22 protein-coding genes and 1 pseudogene are annotated in these 23,524 nt (G+C 56.8%); 6 read left to right on the plus strand and 17 right to left on the minus strand.

Annotated elements, in window-relative coordinates; translation table 11 throughout:
• Positions 1 to 159: 159 nt before the first annotated feature.
• The 17 genes and pseudogenes from V8P77_RS10095 to V8P77_RS10175 form a co-directional block, all read right to left on the minus strand.
• Positions 160 to 288, minus strand: a complete 129-nt coding sequence (locus V8P77_RS10095) for an NAD-dependent epimerase/dehydratase family protein (RefSeq protein ID WP_373694578.1) — start codon at positions 286 to 288, stop codon at positions 160 to 162.
• 22 nt (positions 289 to 310) lie between these two features.
• Complete coding sequence (gene rffA, locus V8P77_RS10100; protein ID WP_335912226.1) at positions 311 to 1,447, minus strand: dTDP-4-amino-4,6-dideoxygalactose transaminase; 1,137 nt, start codon at positions 1,445 to 1,447, stop codon at positions 311 to 313.
• A complete protein-coding gene (gene rfbA / locus V8P77_RS10105) occupies positions 1,444 to 2,331 on the minus strand; it encodes a glucose-1-phosphate thymidylyltransferase RfbA (protein WP_335912228.1) in 888 nt (295 codons plus the stop codon). Before rfbA ends, rffA begins: the two co-directional genes overlap by 4 nt.
• A 70-nt stretch (positions 2,332 to 2,401) precedes the next feature.
• Positions 2,402 to 3,283, minus strand: a complete 882-nt coding sequence (locus V8P77_RS10110) for a class I SAM-dependent methyltransferase (protein WP_335912229.1) — start codon at positions 3,281 to 3,283, stop codon at positions 2,402 to 2,404.
• A complete protein-coding gene (locus V8P77_RS10115) occupies positions 3,280 to 3,669 on the minus strand; it encodes a GtrA family protein (RefSeq protein WP_335912230.1) in 390 nt (129 codons plus the stop codon). Before V8P77_RS10115 ends, V8P77_RS10110 begins: the two co-directional genes overlap by 4 nt.
• A 7-nt stretch (positions 3,670 to 3,676) precedes the next feature.
• On the minus strand, positions 3,677 to 4,618 hold the full coding sequence (locus V8P77_RS10120) for a glycoside hydrolase family protein (protein ID WP_335912232.1): 942 nt from the start codon (positions 4,616 to 4,618) through the stop codon (positions 3,677 to 3,679).
• A complete protein-coding gene (locus V8P77_RS10125; protein ID WP_164038638.1) occupies positions 4,615 to 5,280 on the minus strand; it encodes an acetyltransferase in 666 nt (221 codons plus the stop codon). The genes V8P77_RS10120 and V8P77_RS10125 overlap by 4 nt, the downstream gene beginning before the upstream one ends.
• 2 nt (positions 5,281 to 5,282) lie before the next feature.
• Positions 5,283 to 5,912, minus strand: a complete 630-nt coding sequence (locus tag V8P77_RS10130; RefSeq protein WP_335912234.1) for a class I SAM-dependent methyltransferase — start codon at positions 5,910 to 5,912, stop codon at positions 5,283 to 5,285.
• Between the two features lie 397 nt (positions 5,913 to 6,309).
• Positions 6,310 to 7,257, minus strand: a complete 948-nt coding sequence (locus tag V8P77_RS10135; protein ID WP_335912236.1) for a glycosyltransferase family 2 protein — start codon at positions 7,255 to 7,257, stop codon at positions 6,310 to 6,312.
• The gene (locus V8P77_RS10140; RefSeq protein ID WP_335912237.1) at positions 7,254 to 8,075 is read right to left on the minus strand and encodes a phytanoyl-CoA dioxygenase family protein; all 822 of its coding nucleotides are present in this window, start codon (positions 8,073 to 8,075) and stop codon (positions 7,254 to 7,256) included. The genes V8P77_RS10135 and V8P77_RS10140 overlap by 4 nt, the downstream gene beginning before the upstream one ends.
• A complete protein-coding gene (locus tag V8P77_RS10145; RefSeq protein WP_335912238.1) occupies positions 8,072 to 9,169 on the minus strand; it encodes a class I SAM-dependent methyltransferase in 1,098 nt (365 codons plus the stop codon). The genes V8P77_RS10140 and V8P77_RS10145 overlap by 4 nt, the downstream gene beginning before the upstream one ends.
• Positions 9,170 to 9,651: 482 nt before the next feature.
• Positions 9,652 to 10,344, minus strand: a complete 693-nt coding sequence (locus V8P77_RS10150; protein ID WP_335912240.1) for a WbqC family protein — start codon at positions 10,342 to 10,344, stop codon at positions 9,652 to 9,654.
• Between the two features lie 529 nt (positions 10,345 to 10,873).
• Entirely contained in the window at positions 10,874 to 12,433 is a 1,560-nt protein-coding gene (locus V8P77_RS10155) for a thiol-disulfide oxidoreductase DCC family protein (protein WP_335912242.1), read from the minus strand.
• A gap of 228 nt (positions 12,434 to 12,661) precedes the next feature.
• Positions 12,662 to 12,904 carry a hypothetical protein gene (locus V8P77_RS10160; protein WP_335912243.1) on the minus strand — a complete coding sequence of 81 codons (243 nt, stop codon included), beginning with the start codon at positions 12,902 to 12,904 and terminating at the stop codon, positions 12,662 to 12,664.
• Positions 12,798 to 13,325, minus strand: a pseudogene (locus tag V8P77_RS10165) (cysteine hydrolase family protein). Before V8P77_RS10165 ends, V8P77_RS10160 begins: the two are co-directional and overlap by 107 nt.
• A gap of 193 nt (positions 13,326 to 13,518) precedes the next feature.
• Positions 13,519 to 14,247 carry a FadR/GntR family transcriptional regulator gene (locus V8P77_RS10170; RefSeq protein ID WP_080664651.1) on the minus strand — a complete coding sequence of 243 codons (729 nt, stop codon included), beginning with the start codon at positions 14,245 to 14,247 and terminating at the stop codon, positions 13,519 to 13,521.
• A 196-nt stretch (positions 14,248 to 14,443) separates the two neighbouring features.
• A complete protein-coding gene (locus V8P77_RS10175) occupies positions 14,444 to 15,451 on the minus strand; it encodes a LacI family DNA-binding transcriptional regulator (RefSeq protein WP_316030493.1) in 1,008 nt (335 codons plus the stop codon).
• Between the two features lie 208 nt (positions 15,452 to 15,659).
• Between V8P77_RS10175 and V8P77_RS10180 the strand changes: the two genes are divergently transcribed.
• The 6 genes from V8P77_RS10180 to V8P77_RS10205 all read left to right on the plus strand — a co-directional run bounded on the left by V8P77_RS10180 (position 15,660) and on the right by V8P77_RS10205 (position 23,474).
• Complete coding sequence (locus V8P77_RS10180) at positions 15,660 to 16,982, plus strand: alpha-L-fucosidase (RefSeq protein ID WP_335912246.1); 1,323 nt, start codon at positions 15,660 to 15,662, stop codon at positions 16,980 to 16,982.
• A gap of 49 nt (positions 16,983 to 17,031) precedes the next feature.
• Positions 17,032 to 18,255, plus strand: a complete 1,224-nt coding sequence (locus V8P77_RS10185; RefSeq protein WP_335912247.1) for an ABC transporter substrate-binding protein — start codon at positions 17,032 to 17,034, stop codon at positions 18,253 to 18,255.
• 81 nt (positions 18,256 to 18,336) lie between these two features.
• Positions 18,337 to 19,311, plus strand: coding sequence for a carbohydrate ABC transporter permease (locus V8P77_RS10190; RefSeq protein WP_183594545.1), 975 nt, complete (start codon positions 18,337 to 18,339; stop codon positions 19,309 to 19,311).
• The gene (locus V8P77_RS10195) at positions 19,301 to 20,185 is read left to right on the plus strand and encodes a carbohydrate ABC transporter permease (RefSeq protein ID WP_077976876.1); all 885 of its coding nucleotides are present in this window, start codon (positions 19,301 to 19,303) and stop codon (positions 20,183 to 20,185) included. The genes V8P77_RS10190 and V8P77_RS10195 overlap by 11 nt, the downstream gene beginning before the upstream one ends.
• A gap of 198 nt (positions 20,186 to 20,383) precedes the next feature.
• A complete protein-coding gene (locus V8P77_RS10200; RefSeq protein WP_335912254.1) occupies positions 20,384 to 21,313 on the plus strand; it encodes a substrate-binding domain-containing protein in 930 nt (309 codons plus the stop codon).
• Positions 21,314 to 21,329: 16 nt separating this feature from the next.
• Complete coding sequence (locus V8P77_RS10205; RefSeq protein ID WP_335912256.1) at positions 21,330 to 23,474, plus strand: methyl-accepting chemotaxis protein; 2,145 nt, start codon at positions 21,330 to 21,332, stop codon at positions 23,472 to 23,474.
• Positions 23,475 to 23,524: the final 50 nt, after the last annotated feature.

Here is a 23,524-nt window from a genome sequence, read left to right on the forward strand (position 1 = left end):
ACGTACGGTTTTTCGAATGCCGCTCTCGAAGGTCTCCGTCGGGTGCCAGCCCAATGCATGGTGGCACCGGGACTAAGCTGAGCAAATATCCGTTCCAACTCGGTACGGTTGCATATATCGGCTTCTCCAACGCATAGCGGTCTGAGCCATCGCCCTCGCTCAGTTTTCAAGGTTTCCAGCATAGGTCAGCTTGTCGACGTTGATGATCGAGTCGCCGGTATTCTGGATGATGTGACGGATAACTGCCGACCCGATAAAGCCGGCCCCGCCCATCACCAGAATTTTCATTCCCGTCGATGCTCTTGATGGCTCAGCCGACGGCATCTTTCAAAACCCTGACAACGTGTTCCTGCTGCTCAGCAGTCAGATCAACCCACAAGGGCAGACGCACCAGCCTTTCCGACTGGATGTTGGTCACCTGCAAGTCGCCCTGCGTGCGGCCATACCGTTTTCCGGCGGGCGAGGAGTGCAGGGGCACATAATGGAAGACCGAGAAGATATCGCTCCTCTTCAGCTCACTAAGTACCTTCTGACGATCGATCTCCGGCGCCAGCAAAACGTAGTACATGTGGGCATTGTGCTGGCATTCGTCCGGGACGATGGGCCGGCGAAGCAATCCTTTAGCCTCGAGCGGTTCAAGAAGCGTGTGATAATGTTGCCAGATGCCCAAGCGATGATTGGTGATGCGCTCGGCTTCTTCAAGCTGGGCAAATAGGAAAGCCGCGATCAACTCGCCCGGCAAGAACGAAGAGCCCACCTCCTGCCAAGTGTATTTATCGACCTCTCCCCGGAAATAACGACCACGGTCCGTGCCTTTCTCGCGGATGATTTCGGCGCGCACCGCCAGAGCGGGGTCGTTTACCAGCAGGGCCCCGCCTTCCCCTGAAATTACATTCTTGGTTTCGTGAAAGCTGTAGGCCCCGAGATCACCAATGCTGCCCAGTGCCCGGCCTTTATAGGCTGCCATCACGCCCTGTGCCGCATCTTCCACGACCCTGAGGCCATGGCGTTTGGCAATGCTCATGATAGCGTCCATCTCGCAGGCGACACCCGCATAATGAACCGGGGCGATAGCGCGAGTGCGCGAGGTGATAGCCGGCTCGATCAGGCGTTCGTCCAGGTTCAAAGTGTCTTCCCGGATATCGACGAACACCGGCACACCGCCGCGCAGCGCGAACGCATTGGCGGTAGAGACAAAAGTATATGAGGGCATGATGATCTCGTCACCAGGCTCGATGTCGAGAAGCAAAGCCGCCATCTCCAGCGCGGCGGTGCATGAGTGCGTCAGCAGCGGTTTTGCACATCCACTTTTGTTTTCCAGCCACTCGTGGCAACGTTTCGTGAAAGGCCCGTCACCAGCAAGCATGTTGCCGAACTTCGCTTCCGCGATGTAATATAGCTCTTTACCGGTCATAAACGGCCGGTTGAACGGGATTTTCTCGCTCACTGCTTATCCTCTTGAAGCCTGTGCCACTCGTCGGCGACGCCGCGCAGATAGTCGCTGTACTCGCATGCCGGCATGCGCCCAATCAAGGTTTCAAATTGGGCAATGCCGAGGAACCCTCGAACCAGCGCCGCCTCTTCCGGACAACCGATTTTTACGCCTTGCCGTCGCTCTATCGCCTCGATGTAGGAAGAAGCTTCGTGCAGCGCAGTACTGGTACCGGCGTCAAGCCAGGCAAAGCCACGGCTCAAGCGCCGCACCTGCAGCTTGCCCAGCCTCAGGTATTCCAGATTGATATCCGTGATTTCCAGTTCCCCCCGGATGGACGGCTTCACCGCCTTCGCAATGGCCAACACGCTGTTGTCGTAGACATACACGCCAGGCACGGCGTAGTTGCTTTTGGGGTGCTGGGGCTTTTCTTCAATGGAGATTGCTTTTCCGTTCCGGTCGAACTCCACCACGCCATAGCGCTCTGGGTCCTTGACATGGTAAGCGAAAATTGTTGCGCCACCCGTAAAGCTGGAGACTGCCCGGGGGAAATCGTCCCCACCGGAAAAGATATTGTCGCCCAGCATCAAGATCACGTCATCGGAGCCAACAAAATCCGCCGCAATCAAAAATGCCTGTGCAATCCCTTCGGGTCTCGGCTGCTCGCGATACTGGATTGCCACTCCCCATTGGTTGCCATCCCCAAGCAAATTCTGATACCGAGGCAAGTCATGCGGCGTCGCAATGAGACAGAATTCTCTGACCCCTGACGCAATCAGAACGGTCAGAGGGTAATAGATCATAGGTTTGTCGAAAACAGCCTGGAGCTGCTTACTGGAGACTTGCGTCAGAGGATACAGGCGCGACCCCGCGCCGCCAGCAAGAACAATCGCTTTCATTCATGTCTCCCACCGACACGATCGGCCTCGATTGGATAGATAACCCTCTCATGCAGAAAGATGATTGCTTTCACATCTTTCTGGCGACGAGTAGTCGTGAACCACCCAGCGGAAGGTTTAAACCAGTTCTGATGAGAACGCTTTCCGCACGCAACACCCATCTGAAAGTGCTATTGAGCAGGCTTGGAAGTTCCATCTCGTTTCGAACATCGATCTCCTCAACCGATTTATTCCGGCTTAGCAAACGCGAAGCAAGCATCGCCGGCAGCAGGAGCGAAACGAAGGACGTGTCACGAAGGATGGTAAAGCCCGCGGCTCTAACTTTGCTGCTCAATTCGCTGGCCGTATAGCGGCGGCAATGGTGAGCATAATCGTCAAGAGGGCTCCACAGCCATGGATGTTGCGGAACGGTCACCAGCAGCGTCCCTTGGGGTTTCAGTGCTGCGTGCATTTGCTGCAGAACGGTTTCATCTTCCTCGATGTGCTCAAGGACATCAAATGCGCCGATGGCATCAAATTCCTCCGCGAATGGAATTGCCCTTGCATCCATCTGCATGAGCCGCGCATTTGGCAATCTCCGCGAAGCCAATCGCAGCCCCTCTATAAATATTTCACTCCCTGAAATCTCAGCTTCCGGGTATTTTTTGGTGACGCCGGAAAGAACAAAACCCGTCCCACAGCCGATTTCCAGAAAAGAGCGGAATTTGGGGTGGTACTTCCCCAAAGCCCATAGGATAAGATCGTTTCGGGACTGAAACCAGAAATTCGTCGCCTCTAATTCCGACAAAACCTTGAAATAAGAAGCCTCAAATCCCCCTCCGTGGTTAGCAAACTGTGGAGCGTAGGCTGCTATTCCACCTATTTCATCAGGCTCCCAACCGCAAGCGGGGCAACGAGGCGTGCCGGCTTCGCTGTCGAATTTCGTTCCACAAACCAGACAACGGGAGTTCACGGGTTTTGTTTTCTCTTGCTGGTGGACGGGAAGGCATAAATGTTGGACGCCAGATATACGAATGCGGCCACAGCAACTATACCAAATGCTTGCACATAGAAGTGCGCGTAATGGAGCCTATCCACAAACACGTAGAGGATGCTGTAGTTCAGCGCGTAACCAATGCCATAGATGATTCCATATCGGACTAGGGCGCCCTGCTGCTCCGCAGCCTGAATAAAAACCCAGCGCCGATTGGCGGCAAAGCTCATCAAAACTCCGACCAAATAAAGTATAGTCATCGCCAACTTTGGCGGAACCTCAGAAAAGGTGACAATGAGGTAAAGGATATATCCGAAGCCGTTGGTCAGTAAGCCGATGAATCCAAAACGGGCCAGCTGCAACATACTATTTCTAGACAGAATCAGATCTCTCCACCTTATTGTCGTCCAGAACAGCCAAGCCAAAACCCGTTTTACCGTAGCCATCGCCATTATATAGCATATAGGTATTGTCCTCGTGCCGAAACACGTAAGGGTACTCGATCATCGCGCTATCCCAACCGTTTTCGGAAACGTCTATACCCACCTGGTCCAATTTCAAGATCCACGCGATTCCGTCCCGGCTTTCAGAATACCCGATCCGATAGGCTTCGCCCTGACCGCTGCGATAAGAAAACCACATCCGGTAACCACACGCCGCATCAATGAGAACCGTGGGCCTGGAGAAGGCTTGCGCCCTACCAATTTCATAGGGAATTGCCACACCTTCCTTGTGCCATATATGGCCATCCCTTGAACTTGCGGACTTGATAACATGGAGCATTTCACCGTTGCCCGCGTCCCAGGTTACGGTGGACCCATACCACATCCTGAACGTTTCACTATCCGTCTTTTCAACCCATGGATAGGAAAAACTGACTAAATCTTCCTCATCCGAAGCCATGAACGCTACGTCGGCGTCCAGCTCAAGCGTCAGATCGGGTCGAACCTTTATACGGCCTATATCGCCACGCCAGTGCCCTCCCGGAGGCCTCTGCCATCCCATGAATAGCATATAGCGCTGCACCCCCGCATAATAACAGTTACCGATGCTGATACCCGCTTCAAAGAAACTGCCGCCAGCACCGTGTACCAGAAAGGGCTGCTTGTGTTCGTGAACGACTTCTCGCGTCAAGAGATTAATATCAACGGCGCCCACAGAGGAACGATTCTCGCTGTCGCGCCCGCTAAAAAACACCCTATATGTGTCACCTTCAAGGTGGAGTGCGAGCGGGTTGGCAGCGTGACTCCTCAGCTTCGGGTGCAAACCGGACGGTTTGAAGAGCAGGCCGGTTTTAACCCATGTGCCGGTCATATCTTGCGCAATTTTGAGCTTGGAACACGCGAGCGTTCAGAGGCGCTAGCTACGTAAACTCCATCAGCCTCGGCATCGGACAGTATGAGCGCCGCGGCACCGATAACGCACTTTGCCCCGATACTAACGTGATCACGAAGCGTAGCATTGACCCCTATGAAACATTGCTCGCCGATCCTGACACCACCGGACACCACAACATGGGAGGATATGAACGTGTGACTTCCGATATCCGAATGATGACCTATGTGGTTACCGCTCCACAACGTGACATTATCACCAATATGCGAAAACGGTTGGATCGTATTGTCTTCAAGAATAAAACAATTACGCCCGAAGGAATGCCCGTTGAGGACTGTTGCGCTAGAACTGATATAGCTTGCAAGATCGTAACCGAGAGCCAGCCCGGCCTCGAATTTCTCCTTGCGGATTTGGTTCAGCTTGGAGTAGCTGAGTGCGACGAAAAGGGCATGGTCGGCCGGTGGATAGAGATCAGCGACGTTTTCGAAGGCAACGACCGGCAGGCCACAAAATTCTCGTTCAGTTAAATAGGCTTCGTCCACAGTGAACGCGACCACATCATAATCGCTGTCATTTTGGAAATAGTAATGCGCGAGTTGGGCGATATCACCAGCCCCAAAAATGATGAGCTTCCGCGTCATAGCTACTTCCTCACAATCATCGTAAACTCGTATAGCTCATAGTCATGCAACAAAGCTACCTGTCGGGAATAACGCCGTTTGCAAAGATCGAATAAGTCCAGCGGGTTGGCGTAGAAAAGATCACCCCGCATCCGGTCTGCATCAGAATAGGATGTTAGACAATTGAAAGAAAAACCTATCCCGCTGGATATGTTCATCATGTCCAGTGTTTCCACCAGATACGCAAGCCACTCCTCGTCCGTCCGACCCAGCCGCACATTGAAAATCCCGGACGCTATGGAATAGTCGACGACCTCACCTGGCGAGTTACCCAACCTAAACGTTACATCAGGCGACGCGGCAATGCGCGAACGCGCTGCTTCAATCATGGGCAGGGCAATGTCGACACCTATGTACCGGGTGGTGTGTCCCAACTGCGAGAGGTGGTCACGCAACGCTCCGTAGCCGCATCCTATATCGGCGATAGAATATGGTTGCGAAGAATCGACCACCTTGAGAAGTTGATCGAAACGCATGATTTGGCCGGCTTGGCTGTTCCAGTCCACACCTGCTGCGGTTTGGCCATGTTCAGCGATCCGTCCCGAATAATAGTTAGCCACATCCTTCAGGATGTCATCACTCGATTCAACCATGAATGTCCCACCACGTGTAAGGGCGCTGATGTTTAGCGGCGCTAATTGGTCTCAAAAAATCCTGTAAATACACTACCAGCCCCGCCACTTAAAGAAATTTGAGCTCTTCCTCCAATCTTCGTTATCGCTTTGAGCGCTCGCACTTGTGAGGGACCAGCAACTTCTCGTATCCAATTTTGGTCATTTCCCGTGAGCCAGCTACCGCGTCCGAATACTCACCTGACGGGGTATCTGCGATTGACTCGGGCGATCGCCAACATGAACACCAGGTGGGTTACGCCACGTGGTAGCCATTCCAGCAATATCTAGTCCAACACGCGCGACAGCATATACCGCCCGGCTGACGACGTTGGAAAGGCCCCTCCAACTTTGTAGCGTATTTTTCGGAATAGATCGGCTAGTTCTCTGAGGAATTCCTTTTAGAATAGATATCTCGAATGATTGAGCGGGGTCTATCCTTCACCTCCTCCAGGATCTGTTTGACATAAAGGCCCATCAGCCCGGTAAAAACAGCATTCAAGCTGAAGAAAAAGACCACGACGGCCATGAGTGACGCCCATCCGTCTTGGACCGGTCCGGTCAGCGCGCGCACCACAACAAACCCGCCGTAGACGATACCTAAGAAAGCCATCATTAAGCTGAAGCACAGCATTAATATCAATGGCTTGGCCGAAAATGTCGTGATAGCAAGGGCAGTCAGGGCAATCCGCCTTCCTAGCGAGTAGGTCGTATCCGAGGTGCTGGCTTTGACAAAAGGGAACGATGCCTGGGGATAGCCAACAAGAATGCTTAGTGGAACGAAGACTGGGTTTTTGTCGCGAAATTTAAGTAGAGCGGATACATAGCGACGGGTCATCAATCGCATCGTTGATACGTTCTGGGGTATGCGTACCTCGCTTAACGCGGAGAAAAGCCAATAAAAAAGGTGCCCCGATATCCGCTCCATCCGGCCGCCTTTCCGACGTTCCTGCAGCCCGTAGAGACAATCAACAGCTTTTCCCCGCAAAACCTGCGCCATTTCCGAAAGCAACTCGGGAGGCTCCTCGAGATCGCTGTCAATCAGGAATATTAGGTCGCCCTGAGCATGCTCCAAACCCGCGAGCATCGCTTTATGGTGCCCGAAATTTCTGCTCAAGCATAACAGCGAGATCCGGGCGTCGCGCTCAACCCAATTTCGCACGATGTTCGCCGAACCATCCGGACTGCCATCATCGACAATCACGATTTCAATATCATCCGACACCGCCTCTCCCGCGGCCAAGGCGCGTTGGATGAACTCATCGATTGTGTCCATTGACCTGTATAGGGTGGTAACAATGGATAACTTGCGTGTCATGGAACTCATTTGACTTTCGGCAACCGAGACTTGAACCAGTCGCCAACTGAACGAAATTCTTCCAGGCCATAGCCCAATATTTTCTTTTGCTGGTCTGTAAAATCTGGAGCTTCACCTAGCACAGACGGAATATGGAACTGCTGACGCAGCATAGGAATCGTGAACACGTGATTGATCGCGCGACGATTTTTATCGGTCTTATTGGTGCTGCCGGCGTGGTAAACCATGCAGTCCAAGACAATGAACGTCCCCCGTTTGACGGTGACGTGGGTCTCCAAACGCCGAACAACTTCGTCAGGTGGAAACGCTTCACGATGATGGGTTCCCGGGATCACGCGCGTGGCGCCATTTTCGATAGTGAAGTCGTCTAATGCAAAGAGTGCATTGATAGCGAGCGGCCGAGAGCTAGTGAAATGCTGATACGGAAGATCTCTGTGATACTGGGCTTGGTGATATTTGCTTTGGTGGCCACGATTTATCAGGCCGTTCACCTGGTTCAGGATGAAGTAACCGCCGAGGAGCCGTGACAATAACTCATGAAGTGGCCGATTGAAAACGACCTCCCAGAAATTGGGGCACACCATCGGAAGGAGGCGAATCGTATCACGCTCATTGATCTTGCTAAGATCATAACCTCGGTCTGTTGCCTCGGTATCGTATTCTAGCTCCGCTCTATTGAACAACTGCGAGAGTTCATCGAGCTGAGTCCCGGCCAGTCCGGAATCTAGCGTAGTGTATCCCAGGAGCCTGACCTCCTCCGCGAGGATGTCGTAAATGTCGTTTGCTTCGGTTGTCGCAATAACGCCGTAGCGAGAAATTTCCGTCATGGGATGGCATCCTGCCTTGCAATTTCAAGAGAATGAAAGATCGGAACACCCTCCGATCCAAAACGATCTCGGACAAGCGACCAGCTTCGCTCATGCACAGCCGCGATCAGGGTCATTCTTGGAAAGCTCAAGAAGTCTTTGACTGATACAACAGGTTTACCATAGAAATCCGCCTCTACCGGTTGATCCCTAACAAAAAACTCTGCGTTTTCGATCACGGACGGGCTATAGGCGTGAAGAAGATCCGAATACTCACCCGTGCCGAAGATGCCATACTTCCGGCCCTTAAGCACCCGGTTGGTCGCGTCTTGTATCTTGCTCCAGGTGTTCACATACTCTGCGCGCTCCTGAGAAAGAAACGCGAAGCCGCGGGTCTGATTGTCGAGGTCAGCGTCGCCGAACTGCAACAGGTAAATCCTAAATCCCTGCAGGCTGCCTGTTAAGGGGGAGTTCGCAACCATCCGCAGGTTTGCACCCGCTACAATCATTGCCAAGGAAGCGGACGTAAAGTTGGATATATGATCGTAAAAGAGCAACTCCGACCCCACGATTTCTCCATCCGGACAAATGACGACAATATTCCCCGTTTTATCAATGACGCGTCGGCATGCTTGCAGAAAACCGAGGGGATTACGTGTGTGCTCGACCACGTTAACGGACAGGCAAAGATTGTAGCCGGGGAGGGGGGCCTCGAACTGCTCAGCAAAACCCTCGTGGATGGAAATTCGACCTCCCGCGTTTGAACGCGCATTCGCGGCTACCCGGGAACTAGGCTCCACTCCGGTTGCAATTTGAGCGCCAAGCCTATTGGTCAGATGACCGAGCAACGTACCGCTGCCGCATCCAAACTCTATGATTTTGGAGAAATTGGCTTCATTCCCCAGATGATGCGTCAAGAAAGCTTCTATCTGTCGGCTATATTCGGCGGAGCGCGCAGCCTCCGCCACCGCGTCTCGCAGGCCGATCGAGTAATCGGCGCTATAAATCTCTTTTATTTGCTCTTCTGAAAAATTCTGGGTGTGGAAGCCATGGCCGCAGTTGTTACAAGAACAGCGCTTAAGAGGATTCGATACCACCTTGCCGTCGCTAACCATCGAGCGGGCTGCATGCGGAATAGGTAGATTTCTACAATCTGCTGATCCACACGCGGGACACCTAGAAATATATTCCGTCAAGCGAAGTCCCCCGCAATGCTTGCTAGCGGACCGCAATAACGCAATTTTGTCACCACGCGCAAGCCTTAAAAATGTGGAGGATTGGCGTCAGTATCCGGTACGCTTTCGTCTTTCTGCACACGCGCACCAATGCTCCAATGGGTCGTGCGGCACCGGAAACCCATGCCAAAGATTCAGGTGTTAATCAACTCATGATGCCTCTCCCAAGGATCAAAACTGCCCCACGCTATTTACATTGCACCCCCCGAGCTTCAGAGAGCGCCGATCATCCACCCTTCGTTCCTTGTTCCCGGGAGTTGGCAAAAGTGTCGAAACACCGAAACACCTCTAGCGGGCCAATCATTCCGCCACTCTAAAAGTGCGATTCACTAGCGGACCAGAAATTTGGCGCTGTGAAGGTTTCATTTCAGGTATCTCATGTGATTTCGCGAGTCCCTTCCACAATTAAAGAGAAGATCGAGAATCGTCACTCCATGAACGAATTCACCCCAGAGCTGGGGGTATTTAGGATAGCCGGCATAGTCGAACCAGGTGAGCCTGATTCCTCGTTCTTTAAAGACTTCTTCATCTACATAGTCTTTTGCCGCGGGGCCAGATACGTACTCTGTGCCACCCGCTTGAGCACAAAGCGCAGCCAGACGCTCTGTCTTTCCTTCCACTAACGTGTAGTCCCATGAATGGGAAATTACAGTTTGGATTGAGAGATAATTGCAGATTGCTTCAATGAATCGGCGATTGAGCGGCGAAAGGTGACTTGGCTGTTCATTCAGGTAAAGGGGCTCCAGCCACACAGCGATTTCCTCAAAGTGTGCAGCACGACGATAGTTCTGGATCAGGCTCTTCCAATGGGCGTTCGCCCATTCGGTGCCTTCTATCTCAGTTTCTCGGATTTTCTGGTGGTACTTTCCCTTTACCTGAACGGGGACTGTGAGCCATTGAATCCCCTGCGGCGTCTTGATCTGATTGCGATTGCGCCAATCACGTCGCGTATATTGCATGTCGTCATAGAGGATAAACTCATCCACGGCGGCGATCATATCGAAATAACCCTTCCACGGGATATAGTTTGACTGGACGATAGCCACCTTCTTCACTTCATTTCCTTCGCTCGAATGGCTCGGCAGGCGATGATTGTATATGGACAGCCGCTCCTCAAACGTTGACAGTTCCGCTAAAACGTCACTTCGCAAACCAGTCGTCTCTCGCTCGCCATATATTGGCCCCGCAGTAGCAAATCCACGCTGGGTAGCGGCTCCACGTACTGACGATAAATGAGGGTCTCACCGTTTAAGTGTTCGTTTTCGCCAAGGTAGCTGACCTGCTGGCGAAAAGCTTCAAGTTGGCAGCCCTCCTTCCCGATTACGCCGCGCCTGAACGCCACAGTGTGCCCAAAATAGACCCGGTCCGATCTGTGAGCAGCTAGACGTTTCCCGTCCTCGGAGAATATTGGAAGAAGCTGTTCGAGGCCGTCCTTGGTCTTCTTGCTGAGGGTAAACCAGTTCTCAGCCATCCGAAGATCGGTAGAATTAAACACGTCGATTGGACCGACCCCGTAGATACCAGCTGCGTTCGTTGGCGCCGCAACGGATCTTTGGATTTTCCGCAGGACCGTTGGAGGGTTCTTCACCAGGTACGGCAGAGGAAGCGAGATAAGACGATGGAGATCGGATCACCCGGGACGATGTCCTTGTGGACCATCTGGCCCGTTGGCAGCAGCGTATACTCTGGCTTTGGCGTAGGGATTTGACAGACGCCGAACATCCTCGTCCGACGCTCGGCAACGAACCTGTACACTGCCGGTCCGCCCAAATATCGGCCGACTATGAGCAACGGATGAAGCGGCAGCAAAAGGAACACGTGCTTCGATAAAAGCACATAGAACTCGTAACCTTTGACGGCATTCCCGCTGCTGACGTCAACAGCGTAAAGGTCCTTTCGTGCATCATCTGGATCGATGCCGACTTCGATAAGCCAAGGAATGTTCTTGGACAACGGCTTAAGGTGGACTCGCCTGAAGAGATCGACGGCCTTTACGAACGTCACCGTTCTATCGCACAGATTGCAGCGGTCATCGTACGCCACCTGAAGCCTGTTTGCGCCACTGATAAACGTCCTGGTCCAAAACAAGGCGGCCAGGAACAGGAACTCGAATTGGGCTAGCCACCCGAGCTGGAGGAGGAATAGGCTCAGCCCGAAGAACAGCAAGCCCCACATGATTACATATTTGCGAAACACTCCGCCGAGAAGCACAAACGGAAGCAGCAGAAGATACCACGGCAACATCGCCCAGAGTGATACGCGCGCCAGGAAAACCGGGATCGGGCCTTGCGAAAGCAGCCAGCTAAACTCACTCGAATATCTGGACATGAAGTTATTGGTGAGCAGCAGTGGGCCGGCCGAACCTGACATCCAGGCAGGCTCGCCCAAATGGATTGAAAGCGAGTACAGGCACACGCACCAGTAACAGGCCAGCGTCATCAACTTTGCGAGCTGCAGCCCGGATTCACTTGGCAAACCGTTGTCATAGTAGAACGCTGAGATGGCCTTGCACGCGAACGTGCCTCTTTTCATAAGCAGCCGGTCCAGCGAAAAATTCGCGCCGGCGTTTGCGAAAATCAGGAGCACTGAAAGCATCGCTGCGATCCAGTTTCCCAATGTGGATGTGCGGAGCAGTATATCTCCCATCTGCCATTGAAAAACGATCAGGTACACGAGTGCGTACTGCGTCAGTAGACCCGCTGTCACCAAGACGCCGCACAGCAATCCCATCATGGCAGTCAACCAAATCGATGGCTGCCCCCAGTCCGAAGGCTCAAGATAGGAGATCATCCAGAAGGCGCGCTCGATCATGAGGAGCCCAAATACTATTCGGATCAGCGCAAATTTCGGTGCTTCCTCCTCTGGATTTGATACGAAGGCCCCGCGTCTAGCGAGCCAATCCGCAAGACCACTTAGGACGACTGCGGCCTTCACTCTAACTACGGGGTGGATGCCGAGTACGAACAAACCGATCAGCAGCGGGAAAAAGCCGAAAAAGCGCTTCGCGAACCAGTCCCAAGTTCCGGTAAGAGCGACCAGGGAAAGAGCAATGATGAATATCAGGCTGGTTACGAGGATCCCTTTGCTGCGGCGCACGTTTGAAAGGGATTCCACGCCCGCTGATATATCCGTCGCATCAACCATGCTCAACCGTCGCCTTCGATTTCTTCGCTAAGTCTCATTAGGGGCGTACCGTTCAGCGCCCTGGAGCTTAGCGCCTCCTGCTTCCATGACCTCTGTCCAAGCGAACGCTTACTTTAGAATCGAGCGAAGCTCAAGGCGCGACCGCGGAAGCCAATCGTCGCCAAGTGGCCAACTACGGCGAGTAAGCCGGACTGGTGGCGAAGTCGGCCGGGATCGGGCCCTTACTCTTTAGCAGGCTGTTGAAGAAGTCTCTGGTTTTGCTTTGAGAATGGCCTCGTCGCCATATTGGTATGCGAATGTGATCTCGATCGAGCCATCGTCGAGCAGTTCGACATGACCGTCGCCCGAGACCTCGTCCATTTCGTCAAATCCGGACCATGTGAATGAGATCATGGACTGACTGTTGCCGAGATCGAGCGTGGCTTGCATTGCGCCAAAAGCAATTTCGCCATGTCCATCCGCAGAGGTCACGATAATCCTGAGCGAAGCGGCCCGACAGGGACCAACTCGGTCCGATCCCGGATTTCCTTGGCGCTCCAGGTGCGTCCTGCGGCGTCGGTCATCGAGAAGGTCAGGGTCGCCTCACCGACATAGTCGACTTGATAGCCGAGATCCGAGGCATGGCGGGTCGTGGTTTCGCAGCACTGTTCGGTGCGGATGCCGAGACGAGGATACGACGAACGCCGTTCCGGATGCTTCGAAAACGGCCCGTTTTCATCGACATGGAAGATCTGGATGATGGGTATTCCATCGGCGTCCGCACCGTCGATCAGCCTGCCGACGATCGACAGACGGAAGCGAGGTTTTCATTCCAATATTCGCGGTGTCTGAAGGACTCCTGGGCGTCGATAACGAGAAGGACAGTATCGTGGCCGGACATTTCTTGCTCCATGCAGGTTGATCATGAAGTGATATTCGGCGATTTGAAGACAGGGGAAAATGCGTCCGCCGGACAAATAACGGACAATTCGCGCCAATAGCCACACTGAGGATGGCCTTGCGACAAGAGCCTCGGGGCCACATCCGTCGCCTGCCGGCCGTGCTCACATAATCGGTCCGACTTCCACGCAATTCCGGTTAGGATGTCAGCTCGTAAAGCTTCGCAGATCTCTTAGCAGGTTGCGGTACCTGGCCTGGCTGCCGACCAGATGGTCGCGCATGGCGTTGCGGGCGGCCTGGTCGTCTCTGTCCGAAATGGCGACGACGATTGCCTCGTGCTCCTTGTGGATCAGCTTTCGATAGGCGGTCTGTTCGGCCGTCCTTGATTCCGGGACGAGCCTCGACTGCGGGATGATCGCCGAGCCCTGCGACTCCAGGAACTGCCTGAACAGCGGATTGTTCGTGGCCTCCGCGATCGCGGCATGGAGCTCGAGATCCGCATCGCGAATGGATTGATCGCTCTCGATGCACTGGAGGATTTTGCGATGACATTCAAATATCGCCTCCTCCTGTGCCGGGGAGCGGCGCAAGGCTGCAAGGCCCGCCGCCTCGATTTCGACAGGTGTTCTGATCTCGAGTACCTCGAGATCGGAGGCGACGCGGGCTTTGTCGACTTTCCGCGCGGAGAGCGCCGGATCGGCGCCGAGTACGAAAATCCCAGCCCCCTGGCGCACCTCGACAAGCCCGTCAGAGCGAAGTGCTGCCACTGCCTCGCGCACGACGGTGCGGCTGACGCTATGCGTTTCGGTCAGTTCGTGCTCGCTCGGAAGCTTGTCGCCAGCAGAATACTGGCCGCTCAATATGGCTTGCCGGAGACTTTCGCCAACCTGTGAGACCAGCGAGCCGGAGCCTTTGCTGCGATCCTTCATCTGCATAGCCACGCCTGACCCCCGCATCGGCTCTTGATCCGAATGCCGCTCAAACGCGCGGCACTGCGAATTCACGATTCATCACACATGTATGACAAATTTGCCCACCTTTCAATGGACAAGGGCCAACCAGCGGAATCCGGCACCGCGCTGGCGTCTTTCGACGCGGCTTTGGCATAGGTGTGCGGATCTGGAGAAACACTCACAACCGCTTGGTCGACTCCCCGCGCACGAACTTCGGCGTCAGGATAAAATCCTGCGGGGGTGCTGCGGCAGCCTCCGGGCTTGCTATTCTTGCCAGGAGGCGCTGGGCCGCCAATTCCCCGAGCTTCTGCGCATCCTGCACCACCATGGTGATGCGAGGGGTGATGACATTGCTCCAGGGCACGTCGTCGACCATCGCCAGCGATACGTCGTCAGGGCAGCGGAAGCCCATCTCCTGCATCACCTGCAGCGCTGCGAGGCCCGTCATGTTGTTGGCTCCGATGATGGCGGTCGGCCGATCGCGGCGGGTGAGCAGGCGCATCGCCTGCGCATGGCCGCCGGTTCTGGTGTAGCCACCTTCGACCACCAGCGAAGGATCGATGTCCACGCCGGCGCCGGCCATCGTGTTGATGAAGCCCTTCAGGCGCTCGTCGGCGGTGTGCAGGCCACTCGGCCCGGAGATGAAGCCGATGCGCCGGTGGCCGAGCTGCAGCAGATGTTCCGTCAGGATGGTGGTGGTCAGCGGGTTGTCGGAGCCGACAAAATCGCGCTCGGCGCCTTCCAGCTTCTGGTCGAACATCACGATCGGGGTCTTGAAGTCGCGCAGGAACGTGGCGTACTCCTCGCCGCGCCCGTTTGCCGCCAGCGCAATGCCGGCGATCTTCTGCGCCTCCAGCCGCTCCAACAGCGCTCGCTCGAGATCGGCCCTGCCGGAGGAGTCGGCGATCAGGACGAAATAGCCGTGGTCAAGCGCCTGGTGCTCGATCTCTCGACGGATGTCGCCGAAGAACATGTTGCCGAGATTGGCCGAAACGAAACCGATCAGCGAGCTGCGTCCGCGCGCCAGCGTCTGGGCCACCGGGTCGATGCGGTAACCGGTCGATTTTATCGCCTGCTGAATGCGGTCGAGCGTCTCGGCGCCGACCCGCTTCGGGCTGTTGAGCGCGAGCGAGACGGTCGAGATGGAAACCCCCGCAAGGCGCGCTACGTCTCGTATCGTGGTCATTTCTGTCGAACCGGTTCTAATGCCTTGTTATGTCCGATTTTATTGATCGGCGCAACATTCATGCTTCAAATCAACCTGTTTCATAGGGTTTGCCTCAGTGATCTTTCGATCGCGAATTTCGGCTTGACAGACATCAGATCAGGCGAGATGATCATTTACCGAACCGGTTCGATATGATGTTGGACCGGAAAACAGGGAGGAGAAACCTGTGATGAGTTCGGAACGCCAGCCGGAAAATCCGGCGTCGGGAGGGGCGGGCAAACACGCCTGGTTCAGCCACGATCGCCTGGGCATGTTCATTCATTGGGGCCTCTATGCGCTGGGCGCCCGGCACGAGTGGTTGAAGAACCGGGAAGAGCTGACCGACGAGCATTACCAGCGCTATTTCGACAATTTCGATCCTGATCTCTACGATCCCAAGGAATGGGCTCGCCGGGCACGTCTCGCCGGCATGAAATATGTCGTGGTGACGACCAAGCATCACGAGGGTTTCTGCCTCTGGGACAGCAAGGTGACGGACTACAAGGCGCCGAACACGCCCTGTGGCAAGGATCTGCTCACGCCGCTGGTCGACGCCTTCCGTGCCGAAGGGCTGAAGATCGGCTTCTACTATTCGCTGCTTGACTGGCAGCATCCCGATTTCCCGATCGACGTTCACCATCCCTTGCGCAATCATCCGGACGCCAAGGCACTGAATGCCGGCCGTAACATCGCCAACTACGCTGCCTATATGCGCGAACAGGTGCGCGAACTTCTGACCGGCTTCGGCCGCGTCGACATCATCTGGTTCGATTTCAGCTATCCGGGGCGCGAATATCATGGCCTGCCCGGCAAGGGGCGCGGCGACTGGGAGAGCGAGCGGCTGGTCGATCTGGTGCGCGAGCTGCAGCCCGGCATCATCGTCAACAACCGCCTCGATCTGCCGCCCGGCACCCTGCCCGACGTAACGACACCGGAGCAATATACGCCGCGCGTGGCCCCCGCCATCGCCAGCCAGGGGGTGCTCTGGGAAGCCTGCCACACCTTCAGCGGTTCCTGGGGATATCACCGTGACGAGGATACCTGGAAGAGCCCGGAACAGATCATCCAGCTGCTCATCGATTCCGTCTCGCTCGGCGGTAACCTCCTGATGAATGTTGGCCCGACCGGCCGGGGCACGCTCGATGCGCGCGCGATCGCTGCGCTGGAGGTCTACCAGAACTGGATGGCCGTCAACGGGCGCTCCATCTATGGGGCGGGGCCGTCCGACTATCCGGTGCCGGCCGGCTGCCGCTATACCCAGCGCGGCAACCGTCTTTATCTGCACGTCTACAATTGGCCTTATCGCCACATCCACATCGAAGGTCTCGCCGACAGGATCGCCTATGCGCAGTTCCTGCATGACGCCAGCGAAGTGCGCTGGCTCAGCCAGACGAAGGAAGTGGATTCCAACATCGGCGTGATGGTGCCGGAAGGCATGATCACGCTCGAACTGCCGGTCCGGCAACCTGACGTTACCGTCCCGGTGATCGAGATCGTCCTCAAGGCGTGAGCTCGATCGCACCGCGTGTCCTTTGCGTTCATGGAGGGAGGAGAAACCCATGAAGGTTCTGAAGAAAACGCTTTTGCTTGCCGCTATCGGCAGCAGTCTTTTTGCCACAGCCGCATCGGCCGAGCAGGTCAATCTGACCTGGCAGATGTGGACCGGCTCCGAAACCGACACCAAGAGTTGGCAGCACCTGGCAGAGATGGTGACCGCCAAGTATCCCGACATCAAGGTGACGCTGACGACGACGGGCTGGGTCGACTATTGGACGCGGCTGCCGGTGCTGGCGGCTTCGGGACAGCTCGCCGACATCGTTTCCATGCAGTCGCTGCGCATGCCGAACTTCTATTCGCTGCTCGAGCCGCTGAATGACCGGATCGAGGCCGATAAGTTCGACGTCGGTGCCTTCACCCCCTCGATCATCGGAGGCATGTCCGTCGACAAGCAGCTCTACGGTCTGCCTTACGACGTTGGTCCGTGGGTCATCTATTATAACCAGGACGCGCTCGAAGCCGCCGGCGTTCCGCTGCCGAAGCCGGGCTGGACGCTTGCCGAGTTCACCGATGCCGCCAAGAAGCTGACGAAGGACGGCAAGTATGGCTTCGGCATCACCCCGACGAACTATTCGGTCCTGGCCGCGGCCTGGGGCGATAAATACGTCAACGACGCCGGCGAGCTTGACTTGACCAGTACGAGCGCAGTTGCTGCCGCCGACAGGCTGATCGGCTTTGCAGCCAAGGATAAGATCGCGCCGCTGGTTCCATCAGGTGGCGCGAATCCCGGTGATGTCGTCCAGGGCCGGTTCAATTCGGGTAACGTCGCCATGTATATCGACGGCCCCTGGTCGATCATCGGCATGAAGGGCCAGGCGAAGTTCAAAATCGGCCTCACCACCCTGCCGCGCGAAGAGGGCGAACTTTCGGCCGTGACCGCAGGCTCCGGCTTCGGTATTTCCACGACGAGCAAGAACAAGGACGCGGCCTGGAAGGCGATCCAGGTGCTGACCAGCCCGGAAGCCTTGTCCTATCTCGCGGAACAGGGCCGTGCCTTGCCGGCGCGCACTGCGTCGCAATCCGCCTGGTACAAGGTGGCGGCCAAGGACATCACCAACGGCGGCGAGGCCATCGACTATTCCCTGGCGCACTCCGTGCCTTACGTGATCACCAACAACTGGGCAGCGGTGGAAAATCTCTTCAACCAGTATTTCCCGCCGGCTTTCGCCGGTAGCGTCGACGCCAAGCAGACGATGGAGTCCATCCAGAGCCTCGCGCAGCAATAGAGCCAGCGCGTCCGGCAGGACGCGCCTTGCTTTGAAATCTGCGTCTGATCCTTTCGGAAAATCCATTCCGGTCTTCGGGTCATGCGCCAGCTCTCGCTGCGGCAGGACCAGCCGCGCATGGAGGAAGACATGTCGCAAAGCGCTGTTGCCGAAGTTCCCTTGCAACCCGGTCAACCACGGCGCTTCCTGAAGCCGGAGACGCAGACAGCCATGCTGTTCCTGCTGCCGAGCTTCCTCGGCTTCATGGTCTTCATGGCCTTGCCGATTGTGGCGTCGCTGGCGCTCAGCTTTACCAACTGGCAGCTGATCTCGACGCCATCCTTCGTCGGCTTTCAGAATTATATCAGGCTCTTCACTGTCGATCCGGCCTTCTACACCGTATTGAGCAACACGCTGTTCTTTGCCGTCGAGTATCTGGCGCTGAATATCATCGTCTCGCTGACGCTCGCGGTCTGGATATCGAGCCTGAAGCGCGGCAAGGCGATCTTCCGGGTGATCTTCTTCCTGCCGACCTTTACACCGACCATCGCGGCGTCGGTGGTGTGGTTGCTGATCTTCACGCCGGACGGCCTGGCGGACACCATTATCCGCGCGCTCGGCCTCGGCCTGCCGAATTTCCTGCTGAGCTCGACTTGGGCCATGCAGGCGGTCGTGCTTGTCACCTTGTGGGCAAATGTCGGCTATAATGTCGTGATGTTCAACGCCGCCCTCGACCTGGTGCCGAAGCACTATCTCGAGGCGGCGACGATCGACGGCGCCAACGCCTGGCAGCGCTTCTGGCGCATCCGCCTGCCGCTCATCTCGCCGACCATCTTCTTTGGCACTGTTATGACGGCGATTACCTCGCTGCAGGTCTTCGACGAGATATTTGCCATGACGCGCGGCGGCCCGGGCTCGGCGACGGCCACGCTCGGTTTCGCCATCTACCAGAAAGGCTTCTCCAACTTCCAGATGGGCTATGCCTCCGCATTGGCCTGGGTGATGTTCGTCATGATCATGGCGCTCACCATCCTGCAATTCCACATGCAGCGCAAATGGGTGCACTATGACGATTGATCAGACCTCGCGGCATCCGCATTCCGTGTCCCAGCGTCGTCACCGCATATTGCGGCGCGTCGGCACCTTCGTCAGCTACACGGCACTTTCGCTGATCGCGCTGCTTTTCCTCTTCCCCTTCTTCTGGATGGTGTCGAACGCGGTGCGCTCCAATGCCGAGGTGATGGCTGTGCCGGTCCGCATCTTCCCTGAGGAGTATCATTGGGGAACATTCGTCGAAGCCCTGGTTTCCCTGCCATTTGGAACCTTCCTGTTGAATTCCTTCGTGGTCGCCTGTGGCGTTACGGCGATCGTGATTGCAGTCTCCTGCCTGTCTGCCTACGCCTTCGCCCGGCTGAGATTTCCCGGACGGGAGGGGCTTCTGCTTACCTATCTCAGCACGCTGATGATCCCGCAGGTGATGTTGGTCATCCCGCTCTTCCTCGTCGTCAGCAAGCTCGGCTGGATCAACACCTATCACGGCATGATCCTGCCGGTCGCCTTCAGCTCCTTCGGCACCTTTCTGCTGCGGCAGTTCATCCTCGGCATTCCCAAGGATCTCGACGAGGCGGCGATGATGGACGGGGCTTCGCGCCTGCGCATCCTGGTCACGGTCATCGTTCCACTTGCCATGCCGGCCATCGGCCTGCTGGCGCTGTTCACCTTCATCGCGCAGTGGAAGAGTTTCCTCTGGCCGCTGATCGCCACCAGCGGCGTCGAAATGGCCACGCTGCCGCTCGGGCTCACCCTGTTCCAGACACAGCAGGGCACCGCGTGGAATTACATCATGGCCGGTGCGACGATCTCCATGGTGCCCGGCGTCATCCTGGCCATCGTGTTGCAGAGGGTGATCTACAAGGGAATCACCGTCAGCTCCGGCTTTGGTGGGCGCTAATCTTCATAAGAACAAAGATTTAAGCGCATCGCATCAAGTTTGCTGTGATGCGCTTCAAGTCCGGTCTATCGCCGCCGAAGAAGGTTCTCGTGCCGCCGCAACCATATCCCCGCGGTTAACTTTTGCTCCTGGCCGAAAAGTAAAATTTAACCAAAATTTGAAATAACCCCTTCATATTCGAATTGCGCAGGGGAATTCATGAAAACGGCTACGCTTGCATCCATCGCCTTGGCGATATCGATCTCTGCTGCCCATGCCCAGACGATCGGTGTTTCGATGTCCGATCTCGACAAATTCAGAACGGCACTTCTGAACGGCGTCGTCTCGCATGGACAGACGATATCGGGCCTCAAGCTCGTCACCGAAAGCGCCAAGGGCGACAACGAGCTCCAGAAGCAGCAGGTGCAGAAGCTCATTGCCGACAAGGTCGACGCCATCATCCTTGCAGTTTCCGATGGCGATCTCGGGCCGCAAATGACCAAGATGGTGGCAGATGCCGGTATTCCGCTGGTCTACATCAACAATGTTCCTTCCAACCTACTGGACCTGCCGGATAATCAGGTAGTGGTCGCCTCCAACGAGAAGGAATCCGGAACGTTGGAGACCAAGCAGGTCTGCGCGCTCCTCAAAGGCAAAGGCCGTGTCGTCGTGCTGATGGGCGAACCCTTCCACGCGGCCGCCCGCGCCCGCACCCGGGACATCTCCGACGTCATCGCCACCCCGGATTGCAAGGGCCTTCAGATCGTTGAGCGGCAGGCCGCCTATTGGTCGAGCGATTATGCCGACCAGCAGATGCAGGAATGGCTGTCGGCCGGCGTCAAGTTCGACGCGGTCATCGCCAATAATGACGAGATGGCGCTCGGCGCGATCCGGGCCATGAAGAAGGCCGGCATGCCGATGAAAGATGTCGTCGTCGCCGGCGTCGACGCGACCGACGACGCGCTCGCCGCGATGGTCGCCGGCGATCTCGACGTCACCATTCTCCAGAGCGCCGTCGGGCAGGGCGCTGCCGCTGTCGACGCTGCCGTCAAGCTGATCCGCAAAGAGAAGGTGCCGCGCGAAAACAACGTTCCCTTCGAACTCGTCACACCTGAGAACATTGCCACCTATCTGCCGAAGAGCCAGTGAGCATAAGAGGACTATGATGTTGCATTTCTGGAATAAATTCGGCATTCGCGCACAGATCACCTCCGGCTTCGTGCCGCTGATCCTGTTGATGAGCCTGCTCACGGTCAGCGCGATCTCCGGCATGAACGGGCTCGCCTCGATCTTCTCTTCCTATCGCGCCACGGCCGGCCAAAGTCTCGCCATCTCGGACTACAGCGACCAGCTGAACGAGATTCAGATGTCGGCGGAAGCCTTCCGCTCCACGCCGACGCAGGGTGTCGTCGATCGCTTCCGCGCCGGCGTGAAGGCGTTTGACGCCGACGACCCGCGTTTTGCCGGCAACAAGGACCTGCAGTCCGGCCTTGCGGCGATCCGCCAGGACATTGCCGCCTATGGCAAGGCTTTCGAAGAGATCGTGGCACTTCAGGCCAGGCGCGATGCCTTGATCTCCAAGGTCACCGAATTCGGTCCCTGGACCAGCATCGCGCTCAACGACGTCGTGCGCAGCGCCTGGCGCCAGAACGACGTGGCCCTGCTGCAGATGACGGCGGCAACGCTGGAGGCCCTGAACCGCAGTCTCTATTTCTCCGAGCGCTTCGTCCATTCCAACGATTTTGCGGCCTATGACACGGCGCAGGCAGCACTGGCCGAAGCGGTCACGCTCAACGAAGCCGCCGCCAAGGCCGCGAAGAACGAGCTGCAGAAGAAGCGCCTGATGGGCGCCGGCCAGCTGATGCAGAATTACACCGCCCGTCTCGGCGACATGAAGGACGTGCTGCAGGCCTCGGGCAACATCCGCCAGACGCAGCTCAGCGTGCTCGCACCGAAAATCTCAGGCGGCTTTAAGGATCTGCAGGCGACGGTAACGGGCGCGCAGAAGACCCTTGATGGTTCGGTGGACGCAACGGTTGCCTCCGCGACCAGCACGACGCTGGTCATCAGCGGGCTGCTGATCGTCATCGGCCTCGTCCTTTCCTATTTCGTCGGCCGGTTGATTTCCTCGGCGGTGCGCAAGATGGCGCAGTCCATGGAGCAGCTTGCCCGTGGTGAGGAAGGGATCGTGATAACCGGCGTCGAGCACCGCCACGAGCTGGGGGCCATGGCGCGTTCGTTGAAGGTTTTCCAAGAGACGGGCCGCGCCAAGCTGATCGCCGAAGCCAATGCCGAACGCGCCCGCCTGGCGGCCGAAGAAGAGCGGCTCCGCCAGGAGGCCGAGCGGCTCAGCGACGCGCAGGTGATGGAGCATGCCTTCCGCCAGATCTCTGTCGGGCTGGACGCACTCTCGAAGGGCGACCTCACTGTCCGCGTCGGCGAAGTCGACCATCGCTATGTCAGGATCCGGGATCATTTCAACAACTCGGTCGCAAGCCTCGAAGAGGCGGTCGACTCCGTCATTCGCGCGGTCGGCACCATCCGCTCTGGCCTTGCGGAAATCTCCACCGCCTCCAACGATCTCGCCCGCCGCACCGAGCAGCAGGCAGCCTCGCTGGAGGAGACCGTCGCGGCGCTGGGTGAAGTGACCCGCGGCGTCAACGGAACGGCGGAGGGTGCAAGCCGCGCCCAGGGTGTTGTGGCAACCGCTCGCACCAATGCCGAAAAGGGCGGCGAGATCGTTGCCCGCGCCATCGATGCGATGACGGAAATTCAAAATTCGTCGTCCAAGATCGGCAATATCATCAGCGTCATCGACGAGATCGCCTTCCAGACCAACCTGCTGGCGCTGAATGCCGGCGTGGAAGCGGCGCGCGCCGGCGAGGCGGGCAAGGGCTTTGCCGTCGTCGCCCAGGAAGTCCGCGAGCTCGCCCAGCGCTCCGCCAACGCGGCAAGGGAGATCAAGCAACTGATCTCCACCTCCTCGGCACAGGTCAAGACCGGTGTCCAGCTGGTGGGTGAATCCGGCCTTTCACTCGAACAGATCGTCGAGCAGGTCACCGCCATGAATGCGACCGTGGCCGAGATCGCCGCTGCCGCCCGCGAACAGGCGACGAGCCTGCGCGAGGTCTCGGCTGCCGGCGACCAGATGGACAAGGTGACGCAGCAGAACGCCGCTATGGTCGAAGAGACCACGGCAGCCGCCCAAAGCCTGACCCATGAGACCGAAGGCCTTGCCGAGCTGCTGCGGCGGTTCAGGACGGGCAGCGGCCGGTCATCGGAACATCGCCATTACGCGATGGCATCCTGACGTTCTGTCGATGCAGCCAAGAAAACGCCGCCGCCTCGAAAGGGCGGCGG

Origin of the sequence: Rhizobium aouanii (assembly GCF_037002925.1) — a bacterium.
Taxonomy (GTDB): Bacteria; Pseudomonadota; Alphaproteobacteria; order Rhizobiales; family Rhizobiaceae; genus Rhizobium; species Rhizobium aouanii.

Bases quoted from the DNA above. Each gene is read 5' to 3' on its own strand.
- V8P77_RS10190 (WP_183594545.1), top strand. From the start codon at position 18,337: ATGCGCCAGCTCTCGCTGCGGCAGGACCAGCCGCGCATGGAGGAAGAC.
- V8P77_RS10135 (WP_335912236.1), bottom strand. From the start codon at position 7,257: ATGAGTTCCATGACACGCAAGTTATCCATTGTTACCACCCTATACAGG.
- V8P77_RS10185 (WP_335912247.1), top strand. From the start codon at position 17,032: ATGAAGGTTCTGAAGAAAACGCTTTTGCTTGCCGCTATCGGCAGCAGT.
- V8P77_RS10125 (WP_164038638.1), bottom strand. From the start codon at position 5,280: ATGACGCGGAAGCTCATCATTTTTGGGGCTGGTGATATCGCCCAACTC.
- rfbA (WP_335912228.1), bottom strand. From the start codon at position 2,331: ATGAAAGCGATTGTTCTTGCTGGCGGCGCGGGGTCGCGCCTGTATCCT.
- V8P77_RS10175 (WP_316030493.1), bottom strand. From the start codon at position 15,451: ATGACCACGATACGAGACGTAGCGCGCCTTGCGGGGGTTTCCATCTCG.
- V8P77_RS10145 (WP_335912238.1), bottom strand. From the start codon at position 9,169: ATGGTTAGCGACGGCAAGGTGGTATCGAATCCTCTTAAGCGCTGTTCT.
- V8P77_RS10200 (WP_335912254.1), top strand. From the start codon at position 20,384: ATGAAAACGGCTACGCTTGCATCCATCGCCTTGGCGATATCGATCTCT.
- V8P77_RS10095 (WP_373694578.1), bottom strand. From the start codon at position 288: ATGAAAATTCTGGTGATGGGCGGGGCCGGCTTTATCGGGTCGGCAGTT.
- V8P77_RS10130 (WP_335912234.1), bottom strand. From the start codon at position 5,912: ATGGTTGAATCGAGTGATGACATCCTGAAGGATGTGGCTAACTATTAT.
- V8P77_RS10195 (WP_077976876.1), top strand. From the start codon at position 19,301: ATGACGATTGATCAGACCTCGCGGCATCCGCATTCCGTGTCCCAGCGT.
- V8P77_RS10120 (WP_335912232.1), bottom strand. From the start codon at position 4,618: ATGACCGGCACATGGGTTAAAACCGGCCTGCTCTTCAAACCGTCCGGT.
- V8P77_RS10205 (WP_335912256.1), top strand. From the start codon at position 21,330: ATGTTGCATTTCTGGAATAAATTCGGCATTCGCGCACAGATCACCTCC.
- V8P77_RS10140 (WP_335912237.1), bottom strand. From the start codon at position 8,075: ATGACGGAAATTTCTCGCTACGGCGTTATTGCGACAACCGAAGCAAAC.
- V8P77_RS10115 (WP_335912230.1), bottom strand. From the start codon at position 3,669: ATGTTGCAGCTGGCCCGTTTTGGATTCATCGGCTTACTGACCAACGGC.
- V8P77_RS10170 (WP_080664651.1), bottom strand. From the start codon at position 14,247: ATGCAGATGAAGGATCGCAGCAAAGGCTCCGGCTCGCTGGTCTCACAG.
- V8P77_RS10155 (WP_335912242.1), bottom strand. From the start codon at position 12,433: ATGGTTGATGCGACGGATATATCAGCGGGCGTGGAATCCCTTTCAAAC.